12 protein-coding genes and 1 pseudogene are annotated in these 13,706 nt (G+C 46.4%); 4 read left to right on the forward strand and 9 right to left on the reverse strand.

The features are described from left to right. Positions 1-30: 30 nt before the first annotated feature. The 4 genes from fnr to AC1DN5_RS02500 form a co-directional block, all read right to left on the reverse strand. Positions 31-747 (reverse strand): fumarate/nitrate reduction transcriptional regulator Fnr, encoded by a 717-nt coding sequence (gene fnr, locus AC1DN5_RS02485; protein ID WP_016937599.1) that lies wholly within the window; start codon positions 745-747, stop codon positions 31-33. Positions 748-844: 97 nt separating this feature from the next. Continuing rightward, entirely contained in the window at positions 845-2,035 is a 1,191-nt protein-coding gene (gene narK / locus AC1DN5_RS02490; protein WP_099743949.1) for a nitrate transporter NarK, read from the reverse strand. Between the two features lie 133 nt (positions 2,036-2,168). Continuing rightward, positions 2,169-3,839 (reverse strand): arginine--tRNA ligase, encoded by a 1,671-nt coding sequence (gene argS / locus AC1DN5_RS02495; RefSeq protein WP_016937597.1) that lies wholly within the window; start codon positions 3,837-3,839, stop codon positions 2,169-2,171. Further along, on the reverse strand, positions 3,836-4,264 hold the full coding sequence (locus AC1DN5_RS02500) for a YwiB family protein (RefSeq protein ID WP_045926590.1): 429 nt from the start codon (positions 4,262-4,264) through the stop codon (positions 3,836-3,838). The genes argS and AC1DN5_RS02500 overlap by 4 nt, the downstream gene beginning before the upstream one ends. 153 nt (positions 4,265-4,417) lie before the next feature. Between AC1DN5_RS02500 and AC1DN5_RS02505 the strand changes: the two are divergent. Continuing rightward, positions 4,418-4,790: pseudogene (locus AC1DN5_RS02505) on the forward strand (bacteriocin biosynthesis protein AlbG); the annotation flags it as partial. A 9-nt stretch (positions 4,791-4,799) separates the two neighbouring features. On the opposite strand, the gene AC1DN5_RS02510 reads toward AC1DN5_RS02505, so the two are convergent. Beyond that, positions 4,800-6,176 carry a YncE family protein gene (locus tag AC1DN5_RS02510; protein ID WP_016937595.1) on the reverse strand — a complete coding sequence of 459 codons (1,377 nt, stop codon included), beginning with the start codon at positions 6,174-6,176 and terminating at the stop codon, positions 4,800-4,802. 39 nt (positions 6,177-6,215) lie between these two features. Further along, positions 6,216-7,571, reverse strand: a complete 1,356-nt coding sequence (locus AC1DN5_RS02515) for a YncE family protein (RefSeq protein ID WP_366969858.1) — start codon at positions 7,569-7,571, stop codon at positions 6,216-6,218. 230 nt (positions 7,572-7,801) lie between these two features. Here AC1DN5_RS02515 and AC1DN5_RS02520 point away from each other — a divergent pair, with 230 nt between their 5' ends. After that, positions 7,802-8,947: a response regulator aspartate phosphatase gene (locus tag AC1DN5_RS02520; protein WP_080735914.1), complete on the forward strand. Its 1,146-nt coding sequence runs from the start codon at positions 7,802-7,804 to the stop codon at positions 8,945-8,947. After that, complete coding sequence (locus AC1DN5_RS02525) at positions 8,931-9,050, forward strand: PhrC/PhrF family phosphatase-inhibitory pheromone (protein WP_045926593.1); 120 nt, start codon at positions 8,931-8,933, stop codon at positions 9,048-9,050. The genes AC1DN5_RS02520 and AC1DN5_RS02525 overlap by 17 nt, the downstream gene beginning before the upstream one ends. 114 nt (positions 9,051-9,164) lie before the next feature. Here the strand turns inward: AC1DN5_RS02525 and speB are convergent, their stop codons facing one another. Next, positions 9,165-10,037, reverse strand: coding sequence for an agmatinase (speB, locus tag AC1DN5_RS02530; protein ID WP_016937592.1), 873 nt, complete (start codon positions 10,035-10,037; stop codon positions 9,165-9,167). Positions 10,038-10,096: 59 nt separating this feature from the next. Beyond that, entirely contained in the window at positions 10,097-10,927 is an 831-nt protein-coding gene (gene speE, locus AC1DN5_RS02535; protein ID WP_264819313.1) for a spermidine synthase, read from the reverse strand. Between the two features lie 199 nt (positions 10,928-11,126). On the opposite strand from speE, the gene AC1DN5_RS02540 reads away from it, so the two are divergent. Next, a complete protein-coding gene (locus tag AC1DN5_RS02540; protein ID WP_064777896.1) occupies positions 11,127-13,199 on the forward strand; it encodes a transglycosylase domain-containing protein in 2,073 nt (690 codons plus the stop codon). A gap of 24 nt (positions 13,200-13,223) precedes the next feature. On the opposite strand, the gene AC1DN5_RS02545 is transcribed toward AC1DN5_RS02540, so the two are convergent. Beyond that, entirely contained in the window at positions 13,224-13,655 is a 432-nt protein-coding gene (locus AC1DN5_RS02545) for a hypothetical protein (RefSeq protein ID WP_366969859.1), read from the reverse strand. Between the last annotated feature and the right edge of the window lie 51 nt (positions 13,656-13,706).

The raw sequence follows: 13,706 nt of genomic DNA on the forward strand, positions 1-13,706 counted from the left end.
AAAACAAGGACACCGGCTGTCCTTGTTTTTTCAGTCAATATTGCAGATCTCAAGCGGACAGTTTTCACACTCGATCTCACACCGTAAATAGTCCCGCTTGTGCAAAATAATTTTTCCGGTTTCGTCTATCGAAATAACCCCTTGTTTGCGCAGATCTCCCAGCATGCGGTTGACACTTTCCCGTGCCGCCGCACAAAACTTTGCCAAATCCTGATTTGTCAGCACAATGTTAATCAGAATCCCGTCGCTTCGTTCCACCCCGTAGCTGTTTGACAGACGGATAAGGGTGGAATAGAGCGCCCCTTTTTTGCCGTGAAGAAGCAGATCCCTGATCTTAGACTGGATTTTTCGCAGATGGGTGCTCATCCATTTCATAAATTCAAACGTCAAATTACCGTTTTGAATCAATTCCTTTTCCAGCTTGTTTTTATTAATGACGAGCACCTCGCCGTCCTCTAACACTTTTGCACTGAGCATATACCTCGGCTCTTCTGTGAACAGTGTCAGTTCCCCGACGATATCGTGTTTCTGGCAGATTCTAAGGGTCAGGTCTTTTCCGTCAGACGTCAGCTTGCCGATTTCAATGAGCCCCGATTGAATCAGATAAAGCTCTTCTGCATCCATTCCTTCTTGAAACAAATAGGTGTGTTTTTTCATTTTCTTTTTCGTGCTGATTGATTCCAGCAATTCATGCAGTTCACGGGAAAGAAGTTCTTTATCAGATTTTCGGACAGAGAGAATATTCATGAGCTCACCTCGAAGAAAGTCACGTTGCGTATATATATTGTAACGTGACTTGATTTGCACTCACCCAGAAAAAACTAACAATCTTGTGAATGGATCATTATGAATTGAGGCTCTGACTGTTTCTCTCCGTATGTGTTTTCATTCTTTCCTGCCAATACAGCCAGATCACAAGAACAAAGCTGGCTAACGCAACCTCTGAAAGCGCCATGAACCCGATCGCGTATTGGCCCGTTGCCTGAAATACACTTGCCAGAATCAGCGGAGGGAAAAAACCGCCCAGCCCGCCCATAGCAGACACAATACCGTTGGCAATCCCCGCCTGCTTCGAAAAATAGAAAGGCACCAGTTTAAATACCGTCCCATTTCCAATCCCTGAGCAGACTGCCACCGTCAGTGATCCGAACGCATAGAGGCCGATCGTCGGCGAGAAAGACAGCATAACGCCTGACAGCGTAAGCCCTGCGAAAACGAACATCAAAATGCGGAGCGGGTTCATTTTATCGGCAAGAAATCCTCCCGCTGGCCTGAGCAGCGTAGAGACCGCAATAAAGCCGGCCGTCCGCAGCCCTGCATCCGCGGGGCTCAGCCTGAAATGCTCAACCAAAAAGTTCGGCAGATAGATGGTAAAGGCGACAAAAGCGCCAAACGTAATAAAATAAAACATGCTCAAAAACCACAGCACATGATTTCGGTAAACGGCTTTGATTTGGTTTTTTACGGAAACTTTGGCCTTCTTCTCATGCCGGTCGCCGAACAAAACGTGCAGTAATGCGAAAACAGCCAGCAAAACGAGATACATCTGCACGGTTGCTCTCCATCCCGCGGCCTGAGCGATAACCGGCGCCGCAAAAGTGGTAATGGCGGTTCCGATGTTTCCGGCACCGTAAATCCCATTGACGGCACCGTGCTTTTCTTTCGGATAATATTTCGGAAGCGACGTCACTCCGATGGAGAATACCGCCCCTCCGATCCCTAAGAAAAAGCCGCCCGCGATTAAATCAAACAGAGAATCCGCCATACTGATCCAAAACACGGGAAACAAAAGCAGGATGAAGCTGATCATGAACATCAGCCTCGCGCCGTACCTGTTCGTTAAATACCCTAAAGGAATGCGGAGAAGCGATCCTAGAATAACGGGAATCGCCGTCACCAATGAAATCTCGCCTTTGGTTAAATGAATATCTGATGTCATTTGGGAAATGAGCGATGAAATCAGCACCCACACCATAAACCCCGCCACTAAGCTTAATGACTGCAACGATAATTGAATATGTTGACGATTGATCATTCGGCTTGCCCCTTTCACTGATTCAATATCAGTCTTATCATACAAAAACTCGGTGTGCGAGATTGTGAAGTACATCACACGTTTTATATACAAAAAAAAGACAAAGCCCGAAGACTTTGTCCTATCATAATGATTACATTTTTTCCGGAGCCGATACGCCGATCAGCTGAAGCGCGTTGTTCAGCGTAATTTGCGTCGCCTTCATTAAAGAAAGGCGCGCGCGGCTCTTCTCTTCATTTTCCGGATCGATGACTTTCTCCGCGTTGTAGAAACTGTGCAGAGCGGAAGCCAGATCATAAATATAGTTTGTGACACGGTGCGGGATTCGTTTTTCCGCCGCTTCTGCCACTGCCTCAGGGAAGCCGCCGATCGTTTTCAGCAAGTCATATTCTTTTTCTGATTGAATATGGCTGAAATCAAGATCCGCCGCCGGTTTAAGTCCCTGCTCCTCCCCTTGGCGAAGCATGCTGCAAATACGGGCATGTGCGTATTGCGCGTAATACACAGGATTTTCGTTAGATGTCGATACGGCAAGGTCCAAGTCAAAATCCATATGCGTATCAGCGCTGCGCATCGCGAAGAAATAACGGACCGCGTCAAGGCCGACCTCTTCAATCAGATCACGCATCGTGACGGCTTTCCCCGTACGTTTGCTCATCTTCATTTTTTCGCCGTCTTTATATAAATGAACGAGCTGAATGATTTCAACTTCCAATGTGCCTTTTTCGTAACCGAGCGCTTCAATTGCCGCTTTCATACGCGGAATATAGCCGTGGTGATCCGCGCCCCATACATTGATGAGCTTGTCGAATCCGCGGTCAAGTTTGTCTTTATGGTATGCGATATCCGGCAGCAGATAAGTGTAAGAGCCGTCTTTTTTGATCAGCACGCGGTCTTTGTCGTCGCCGAACGTTGTGGAACGGAACCATGTCGCGCCGTCCTCTTCGTATACATGGCCCTTTTCGCGAAGCGCCTCGAGCGCCTGATCAATTTTTCCGTTTTCGTACAGTGACGTTTCAGAATACCATACGTCAAACGGCACGCGGAAATTCTCCAGGTCGGAGCGGAGTTTATCAAGCTCGTACTTTAAGCCGTATTCCCGGAAAAATGCCCGGCGTTCGCTCTCCTCTTCATGTACGAAGCGGTCGCCGAAATCTTCGGCAAGCTTTTTCCCGATAGCGATAATATCTTCCCCGCGGTAGCCGTCTTCCGGCATCGGTTTTTCGAGACCGAGCGCTTCAAAATAACGGACTTCAACGGAAAGCGCCAGATTGTTAATCTGGTTGCCCGCATCATTAATATAGTATTCGCGGCTCACATCATAGCCCGCTTTAGAAAGCACGCTGCACAGCGCGTCACCTACCGCCGCGCCGCGCGCATGGCCTAAGTGAAGATCTCCCGTCGGGTTGGCGGACACGAATTCAACCTGAATCTTTTCGCCCTGTCCGACGTTTGTCTCACCGTAATGTTCACCCGCTTCAAGCACGGACGGGATCAGTTTTGTTAAGTAGCTGTTGTTCATGTAAAAGTTGATAAAGCCCGGTCCCGCAATATCCATTTTTTCAATGGAAGCCTTGCCTTTATCAAATGACGCCACGATCTCCTCGGCGATTTGGCGCGGCGCTTTTTTTGCGATTCTCGCCAGCTGCATCGCCATGTTTGTGGAATAATCACCGTGTGTTTTGTCTTTCGGTGTTTCTAACAGTACGCTTGGAATCTGGCTTTCTTCCGCCAGGCCCGCTTTCAGAACGGCCGCTTTGATTTCTTCCTTCAGCACGTCCTTCATTTGTTCCGCAATGTTCATGCGTGAGTTCCTCCCTCATACGTGATCGTCATATTATGTAAATGCTGCTGCTCGTCTCCGACATGCATGTCATATGCGATGCTGATTCGGCCTTTTTCTTCACCGAGATCAGATTGAATCGATTTTGTGCTTGTTTCCAGCTCAAGCTCACCAAATGACATTTTATATTTCGCAATTGTGGAAGCTCCCGGTATGAAACGCTGATTCATTTTAACAGCGCCTGACCTCATGATCAGGACTTCGCCTTCGCTCACCTTCACAATCGTTTTTACTTTGCCTAGGTCGTGTTCTTCATAATAAGATAGATACACTTTTTGTTGTTTTACATAGTAAAATCCGGTAGTACGGAATTCGATGACTTCCTCATTTCCGTCATCCTCGATCACAGACTTCACATGGAGTGTTATCGGTGTCTCTTGCTTCATTTTGACACGTCCTTTTCATCATTCCACTTTGACTTGAATAGTATAATCATTCAGCTTGTAAACTTCAACTGCTTCTATCTTACCATCATTGCTCATTAGATTTGAAGATAAACCTCATAAAAAGCGGTTCCTTATAAGAAGAGAAAATCATATCACTATGTCACCCAATCCGTGAAAAACATGACAGCAGCTTTTCAGAAACTCACACAGTCTCATCAAAGCTGCTGCGACTTCCGGCAACATAGATTGTGCAGCAGCTATGCCAACGATGTCAAAGCGCTGCGTGTTCAAAATTGTCAAAGCCGTCCCTTTCCGCTTTCACACGCCCCTTGCCGTATTAATGGGACTCGCAGTGTTACTGATTTTGTATTTATTGTATTTTATGCGGACGTACTTGCTGCAGCTTTTCCAGCATGGCAGGCAGCCTGTTCAAAAAAGGGCTTGCGGGAGCCTGGCTGCCATCCAGCAGATCGGCTCATTTATTTATAAACGATTGTCTTATCGCAGCTCTGCTTCTCTCAACCTGAGAAATAAGCTACATTGCAATCGCAGACGGACCCGCGCCAACCGGGATCACCGTCACAGCTGTATAATCGCTCGTGCGGTACACGGTCACGGTATTGTCGTCGGGCTGCGCTGCATAAATGTACTGATTATCAGGTGTTACGGCGAGGTCAGAAGCGCCGGGGAGAGACACGTTTGCAATGATCCTCTGTCTAGCCGTATTAACTACGTATAAGTTATTAATGAGGAACGGTTCACTATATGGCTCTAGAAAATAAGCCCTAGTGCTATCGCGAGAAAATACAATCGTCCTCAGAGTTTCAAATAAACGGTTGAAGTCGCCTCCCCTGCTTAATGGTGACAAACTGATCTCCGTTACACCTTTCGGCAGCAGCTCACCATTCAACACATACGCAAAATTTCCAGCGTAAGGAGTGGCAATTAAACTGGGAAATTCAAATGTATCTATGATACTTTCTACCAACTGCCCAGTATTTACATCATATTTATCAACCGACCAACTGCTTCCATTAGCGGTATAGACATACTGTCCATTCGGATCAAGAGCAAAGTCTAAAGCGCCGGGTATCGGAATGACATCAATGACCGATTGAGAGGCCATGTTGATCATATATATAGATCCGGCGGCCATCACGTACGCGAACTCATCTGTTGAATCAAATTCAACCTTTCTCGGCCCTTCTCCAACAGTAATGGTATTTATGATGGTTAATGTTTTATTATCTAGCACTGAGACAAGGTTGGTATTCCCATGGAGGACAAACGTGAAAGCTTTATCAAAAGTAACGCCTAGATGAGTTGGCACGTCAGAAAAAGGGATTGTTTTTACAACAGTGTTTAAATCTGCATCAATAACCGAAACCGTGCTGTCTCCTGAATTGGCTGTAAACACATACGATTGAGGGTCTGGCGATGGCGGTAAAACAAGTGTCCCGGTCACCGTAAGCGGACTGCCGTAGAAAGGCGGTACAATGAGAAGATCTTCCACTGTTATTTGACTGAAATCAGGACAGCGGCCAGACTGCGCTGCATAATAAACGACTTGATCAATCTCTTCAGTATGAATCACAGAAACAGACCCGTCCCCTTGTCCATATTGATTTCGTACAGGCGACACACTGACAAGAAGCGTAACTGTACCTTTTACTCTCACGGCATATCGAACACCGATATCTTCTGGTTCCGGCCCAGTCTGGATTAAGCAAGGCTCACTGATACATAATAAATGAGCAGTACTCCATGTAACCGCCGCAGCTGCTTCGGCAGAATCAATAGTGAACCCCTCGGGAATGTCAATCGGCACTTGAAACGGCGCTTCTCTGCTAATTTCCTCATCACAAAAACAGAAACAATTTTCCTGTAAAGCAGAAAGATCATTCTTTTTCATGAATTCACGTCCTTTTAGAAATGTACAGCATGCAGTTGGTTAAATCACAATATCTCCCGGTGAAACCCCAAGAGATATCACAGTCTCCACAGAATAATCATCCGTGTTGTAAACAGTGATGTTCTGCTCTAAAAAATGAGCAGCATACAGAAATTCGCCATTCGGAGTAAACGCAAAGTCTCTTGCCGATTGCGGAACATTTCCTATAACGCCTGCACCATTCGGACTGACAGCATATAAATTGCCAGTGAAGCTGTCATGTAAATACACCCCTGATCCACTCGTAAACATTACATATTGGCCATCAGGCTCCAGCTCTTGGGTAATGCTTACCGTAAACGTATTTAAGTCAATAACCGTCAAATAATTGAACAAGAATTCTTGTTCTAAGACATACGCATACCGCTCCGGCCAATTTGTTTCTATGGATGATACGATAAGCTCTCGTTCAATCGTTCCTGTGACTTCACCGGTGAATAGGTCCACTTTTTGCACTGAACCAAAATCAAGAACATAGGCGAATAACCCATTGGGATCAATTGCAAAATCAAACCCTTCCACAGGAATCGACCTATCCACAGTTAACGTATCAATTCCAATCACATAAATCGCAGTATCGCCGAGAACATAAGCAAACTCATGATTTGGAATACATTTTATCGATCTAGGCGGCTGATCCAGCAGTATGGATGCTGTCACTGTTAAAGTGTCATAATCGATGACAGAAATCACATTATTGTCGAAGTGCAAAACAAACACAGCGCTTTTATCCGGAGTTATTTCAATACCTGTCGGCCGGTACGGAAGAGCAATCGTTGTCACAACAGTATGAGTGTTTGTATCAATCACAGAAACTGATTGATCATTTGGATTCGCTGTAAACGCATAAACGGGTTCCGGCTCAGGAACAAACACAATCGTGCCCGTCACCGATAAAGGACTGCCATAGAATGGCGGAACGACAACAAGGTTCTCGATCGTAATGTCACTGACATCCGGGCAATCATCGGGTTCATCAGAATAATAGACGACTTGGTCAATCTCTGCATTGCGGATGACAGAAACAGACCCGTCCCCTTGTCCATATTGATTTCGCACTGGTGAAACACTGACGAGAAGCGTAACAGTTCCCTGCAGGCGCACTGCGAATTGAACACCGATTTCATCAGGCTCAGGCCCCGTCTCAATGAAACAGCGTTCAATGACACAAGAAAGGCTGTCTGCATTCCACGTCACGTTTGCAACAGCTTCAGCCGGATCAACGACAAACCCCTCAGGCAATTCAATTGGCGCTTGAAACATCGCTTCACGGCTTGCTTCTTCCTCGCAAAAACATAAACATTCTTCTTGTGCGGCTCCTGCTTTTTCTTTAAAGGAAAGCTTGTTATTTCTCATATCTTCACTTCCTTTTCAGACATACACTGCTCACGCAGATACAACAGAATATGGAAGATGCATTTGTTTGCTTGTACAAATTGTCGGGGATCATAGCGGATTTTTGAAATGATATCCGCAGACATGCGGTTTTAACGAAAGAAAATATTGCGGTTTTTTTGCGCTATCCTTCCGAATGAAAATGATAAAATATGTCATATACATAACGTGGAAGGGAGGGATTCGGAATAGTGGCGAGTGTTGTATCGTCTTCAGCGGTTGGAGAAAAAATCAACGAATGGTATATGTATATTCGAAGGTTCAGCATCCCGGACGCCGAGTACTTGCGGAGAGAAATCAAAGAAGAGCTTGCAAGCCTGGAAGATGACCAGGATCTTCATCTGTACTATTCTCTCATGGAATTCCGCCACAATCTGATGCTCGAATACCTCGAACCGCTGGAATCGCAGCGGATAGAAGAACAGCCGAGACTATCGGATCTGCTCGCGGATATCGATAAAAAGCAGGCCCGGCTGACCGGACGCCTTGATTATTATTTTAATTTTTTCCGGGGGATGTATGAGCTGGAATGCCGTGAGTATCTTTCAGCTATTCAGTTTTTTAAGAAAGCTGAATATAAGCTTGATTTTGTCACAGATTGTATTGAGAAAGCTGAATTTTATTTTAAGATGTCAGAGTCCTACTATTATATGAAGCAGACTTATTTTTCTATGGATTATGCCCGGCAGGCTTATAAAATTTATCATAAGCAGGAGGCATATAATATAAGGGTGCTTCAGTGCCATTCATTGTTCGCTACCAACTTTCTTGATTTAAAGCAATATGATGAAGCAATTCAGCATTTTAAAAAAGCTTATGCCATGGCAGAGGCAGAACAGCAGCCTCAATTAATGGGCCGGACTCTATATAATATCGGGCTTTGTTTTAACAGCCAAGAAAATTACAAACCAGCTATTGATTACATAAAACGGGCAATAGCTGTTTTTGAAGATGGGAACATCATCACTTCTCTTCCGCAAGCCTATTTCTTAATCACACAAATACATTATAAAATCGGAAATATGGCCATAGCCAGGCAATATCATGACAAAGGGGTATCTTACGCGAAGGAGGCAGAAGATTCATTATATATAGCGGAGTATGAATTTTTAGAATCTTTGTACGTCGGTGAGCCTGATGAAGAAGCAATCATGGAATGTTTTGACTTCCTCAAGGATAAATTGATGTATGCTGATCTTGAAGATTTTGCCTTAGATGTGGCAAAATATTACCACGAGAGAGAAAATTTCGAGAAGGCTTCCGCATATTTTTTAAAAGTGGAAGAAACAAGACAGCAAATTCAAGGAGGTGTGAAGTTGTATGAAATTGAAGTATAAATTAGTACTTACTTGCTTAGCGATAGGCACTGTTTTTGTTTCAGCCGACATCGCAAGTGCACCGGAACATCAATTTGAAGTTGCTCAGCGCGGAATGATTTAAAAATTAACCTTGATAGCAGCCGACATCTTACGGCTGTTTTTTTATCTGTTCTTCCTTATAAAAAAACCCGGAACAAAGGCTTCTTCTGCCCTATTATTCCGGGTTTTTTTCTTTCTACTTCACAAACCCAAGCAGCATTTCACGAATCATCTTGCTTGCCGTGTTTGCGGTTTGTTCTGAGTGGTCATAGACCGGTGCGACTTCTACGAGGTCAGCGCCTTTTACGTTGACTTCTGAGCGCGCGATTTCATGAATGGAGGCGAGCAATTCCTTAGACGTGATGCCTCCTGCGTCAACCGTGCCCGTTCCCGGCGCATGAGCGGGGTCAAGAACATCAATATCAATGGTGACGTAAACAGGACGTCCCGCGAGCTGCGGCAGCACTTTTTTCAGCGGCTCAAGCACTTCAAACTTAGAAATGTGCATGCCGTTTTCTTTCGCCCATTCAAATTCTTCCTTCATTCCGGAACGGATGCCAAATGAAAATACGTTCTGCGGCCCGATGAGCTCGGCCGCTTTGCGGATCGGAGTAGAGTGGGAAAGCGGTTCGCCTTCATAATCCGTGCGCAGGTCAGTGTGCGCGTCAAAATGAATGATGGCAAGGTCCGGAAACTTCTTATACATGGCTTTTATGACAGGCCATGACACAAGGTGCTCCCCTCCCATGCCGAGCGGGAACTTTCCTTTTTCTAAGATGCTGTCCACATATTCCTCAATCATATCAAGACTTCTTTGCGGATTCCCGAACGGAAGCGGAATGTCGCCGGCGTCAAAGAAATTCAAATCAGCCAGATCACGGTCGAGATACGGACTGTATTCTTCAAGTCCGATAGACACCTCGCGAATTCTGTTTGGGCCAAAGCGTGAGCCCGGGCGATAACTGACCGTCCAATCCATCGGCATGCCGTAAAGGATGGCGTCCGCCTCTTTCCAGTCGGGACGGCTTGCGATAAATACTTTTCCTGAATAAGCTTCATCAAATCTCATCTATAATACCCTCGCTTTCCTGTAAAAAAGCGCAAGATTCGCTCCTGCGCCATACATTTTTATTTGATTAAGTCGCTCACAAATTTCGGAAGAACAAATGCCGCTTTGTGAAGCTCTTTCGTGTAATACTTCGTGTCGATCTCGAAGAAACGGCTGTCCTCCACTTCAAGCGGATCGTACTTTTTAGAACCGATTGTAAATGTCCATAGACCGCTTGGGTACGTCGGGATATTGGCCGTATACAGGCGGGTGATCGGGAAGATTTCTTTCACGTCACGCTGTACGTTTGTAATCAGTTCCGGCGTAAACCACGGGTTGTCCGTCTGCGCGACGAAGATGCCGTCTTCTTTTAACGCCTTGGAAATTCCGGCATAGAAGCCTTTTGAGAACAGATTGACGGCCGGTCCGACCGGCTCTGTTGAATCAACCATGATGACGTCATACTCATTTTCTGATTTCGCGATGTGCATGAAGCCGTCATCGACTCTTACATCGACGCGCGGGTCATCAAGTTTGCCCGCAATGGACGGAAGAAATTTTTTAGAGTATTCAATGACCTTGCCGTCAATGTCGACAAGCGTCGCTTTTTTTACGCCCGGATGCTTCAAAATCTCTCTGATAACACCGCCGTCTCCGCCGCCCACGACGAGGACGTTTTCCGGATTCGGATGCGTAAATAACGGTACGTGCGCAACCATTTCATGATAAACGAATTCGTCTTTTTCAGAAGTCATGACCATTCCGTCTAAGAACAGCATGTTTCCGAATTCTTCTGTCTCTACCATTTCCAGATGCTGAAATTCAGTCTGTTCAGTATGTAATGTTTGTTTCACCTTTAATGTAATGCCGAAATTCTTCGTCTGCTTCTCCGTATACCAAAGCTCGCTCAATTGTCATCTCCCTTTCAATGCTTATTTCATTTATTGTAAGCGTCTGTTTCGCTTTTATTCCGGTTAAAATCTCATTTTCACCTAAGGAAAAAGTATAGAGGATGGCGGGGAAAAAGTAAAGAAGTGTCGGGTTTGATATGTTTAAAAAACCCCCTTTTTTCACATAATAATAGAATCATGAAAAAGGGGGTTCCCAAAAGTGGATAAAGTATCTGGAAAACAGCTCAGAATCACGCTCAAAATCATCCGCGCCTGCATCTTTCTGACACTGATCGGCGGAATGCTGGCCGGTGTCTGCTTCACATCCGTTCTTCTTGCAGCGAAATGGCAGGGCGCCCCCTCCGTCCGGGTCCCTCAGTCTACGATTCTTTATGCAAATGACGGCTCAAAGCTGGGGGAGACCGATTTCGGTGAAAAACGCTATTGGGTCCGGTTAAAAGATATTAATCCGATGGCGGTGCAGGCCGCCATTGCGGTAGAAGATCAAAACTTTTACAGCCACCACGGATTTGATTACCGGCGGATGGCCGCTGCCGCGCTTGCTGACATAAAAGCAATGGCCAAGGTTCAGGGCGCCAGCACCATCACCCAGCAATACGCAAGAAACCTCTATCTTGAGCATGATAAGACATGGAAACGAAAATGGAATGAAGCATTTTATACGATCCGCCTTGAACAGAACTATTCTAAAAACGAGATTTTAGAAGGTTATGTAAATACGATATATTACGGCCACGGCGCATATGGAATCGAAGCCGCCTCCCGCTTGTATTTCGGCAAACACGCCAAAGATCTGAACGATGCGGAAGCCGTGCTTCTGGCAGGCATACCGAAAGGCCCGTCCGGCTATTCGCCTTATGTCAGTGAAAAGAAGGCCAAACAGCGCCAGGAAACGATTCTCCGATTGATGACCGAACAGAAAATGATCTCAAAAGAAAAGGCGGAAAAACTCAAGAAAACACCGCTTGCCTATCAGCCGCTGAAAAACAGAACCGCGGCAAAAACGGCGCCTTATTTTTACGATGATGCGATGAAAGAACTCGAGAAAAAGCTCGGGATGACGCGCGAACAGCTGACAACAAGCGGGCTGCGTGTTTATACAACGCTTGATAAGCGCATGCAGCGGATCGCAGAAAACACTGTGGCACATACGATCCGTACCGGCTCTGACATTCAGGTCGGCTTTTCCGCGATTGATCCGGCAACAGGGCGCGTACTTGCGCTGATCGGCGGACGTGATTACGAAAAAAGCCCGTTTGACCGGGCGACACAGGCGAAACGCCAGCCGGCTTCCACGATCAAACCGCTTTTATACTACAAAGCGATTCAAAGCGGCTTTACTCCGGTCACGCTGATGAAAAGCGAAGAAACAGAGTTTCAGATTGACGATAACGGAGATACTTATTCTCCAAGCAATTACAACGGCTACTACGCCAATAAACCGATTACGCTGCTTCAGGCGCTTGCGTTATCAGACAACATCTATGCCGTGAAGACCCATCTCTTTCTCGGCATGAATAAGCTCGTGTCGGCGGCAAAGGAATTCGGCATCAGCGAACATTTAAAGCCCCTTCCGTCTCTGGCGCTCGGAACTGAACCCGTGCGCCCGATTGAAATGGTCAATGCCTACGCGATGCTCGCAAACGGAGGGAAACAAATCACCCCTTCCTTTATCACAAAAGTGACGGATACTGCCGGCAATGTCTTGTATGAACAGCCGCGCAGACATCAGCAGGCGCTCGATAAAAAAGCCGCATTTGTGACAGCGAGCATGATGACGGGCATGTTTGATCAGGATTTAAACGGCTATACTTCCGTCACAGGACGCACCATTTCAGACAGGCTGACCCGGACGTACGGCGGGAAATCAGGCACCACAAGCGCGGACAGCTGGATGATCGGCTTTAATCCCGCTCTTGCTGCCGGTATTTGGACAGGCTATGACAAAAGCAGCACGATAGATTCCGTAGAGGAAAAGAGCTATGCGAAGACGATTTGGGCGGACTTTATGGAGAAGGCGCTTAGAGGAGAACCGGAAATAGCGCTTAAACCGCCGAAGGGCGTCACGGGCGTCTATATCGATCCCGCATCCGGCTACACTTCCGGACCCGGATGCGCCGCAAAGCATTATACGTATTTCATCGCAGGCACTGAGCCCGCGGATGTGTGCTACGGACCGGAACCGTCTAAAAAAGAAAAGGAACACGCTCCAACCCGCAAGGAACCTCCGCGCAGAAAGTGGTGGGATAAGTGGCTCGGCAAAAAAGACTAAGCCCGGTGCATCGTGCGCCGGGCTTTACTCCGCATCTTCCTCAAGCACCCATGGGAGCAAGAGTGAAAAGTCGAGATGAATTATAGGATCTGGAAAATCCTTCGGTATAAAAAATGTTGTACTCGGCAAAGAAAATGAAAAGCGGATATCTCCCGCTCTCTCAATATGATACTCCGGCCAGCCTTCCCTAGGCCTGCCGACAATCGGATAACTCCCCGCATAATGATGCAGGCCGTTTTCCTTTCCATGCTCCCCTAAGTCGCGGCAGACAGCCGGACGAATCCCAAACTGCGTAAACAGCCTTGTTTTCTCGGCGGGAAGGAGATTCATCGCCTCGGAAAAGTTCCGGCAGCTCCCGCAATCGCAAGGATCAGCCCATGATTTTTCATATTGTTTTCTCGTTTCCGCCGCATCTGCTTCAATGACCCAAGGCCCGATTTCAAATACGGTGAACATGATGAAACCTCCGCTCAACATGAAAAACCCCGAGTCTTGGTTCGGCTCGGG

This window comes from Bacillus sp. 01N42_2, assembly GCF_056399565.1.

Excerpts from the sequence above, each read along its gene's own strand:
- fnr (WP_016937599.1), bottom strand. The coding sequence starts at position 747 with ATGAATATTCTCTCTGTCCGAAAATCTGATAAAGAACTTCTTTCCCGT.
- narK (WP_099743949.1), bottom strand. The coding sequence starts at position 2,035 with ATGATCAATCGTCAACATATTCAATTATCGTTGCAGTCATTAAGCTTA.
- argS (WP_016937597.1), bottom strand. The coding sequence starts at position 3,839 with ATGAACATTGCGGAACAAATGAAGGACGTGCTGAAGGAAGAAATCAAA.
- AC1DN5_RS02500 (WP_045926590.1), bottom strand. The coding sequence starts at position 4,264 with ATGAAGCAAGAGACACCGATAACACTCCATGTGAAGTCTGTGATCGAG.
- AC1DN5_RS02510 (WP_016937595.1), bottom strand. The coding sequence starts at position 6,176 with ATGAAAAAGAATGATCTTTCTGCTTTACAGGAAAATTGTTTCTGTTTT.
- AC1DN5_RS02515 (WP_366969858.1), bottom strand. The coding sequence starts at position 7,571 with ATGAGAAATAACAAGCTTTCCTTTAAAGAAAAAGCAGGAGCCGCACAA.
- AC1DN5_RS02525 (WP_045926593.1), top strand. The coding sequence starts at position 8,931 with ATGAAATTGAAGTATAAATTAGTACTTACTTGCTTAGCGATAGGCACT.
- speB (WP_016937592.1), bottom strand. The coding sequence starts at position 10,037 with ATGAGATTTGATGAAGCTTATTCAGGAAAAGTATTTATCGCAAGCCGT.
- AC1DN5_RS02545 (WP_366969859.1), bottom strand. The coding sequence starts at position 13,655 with ATGTTCACCGTATTTGAAATCGGGCCTTGGGTCATTGAAGCAGATGCG.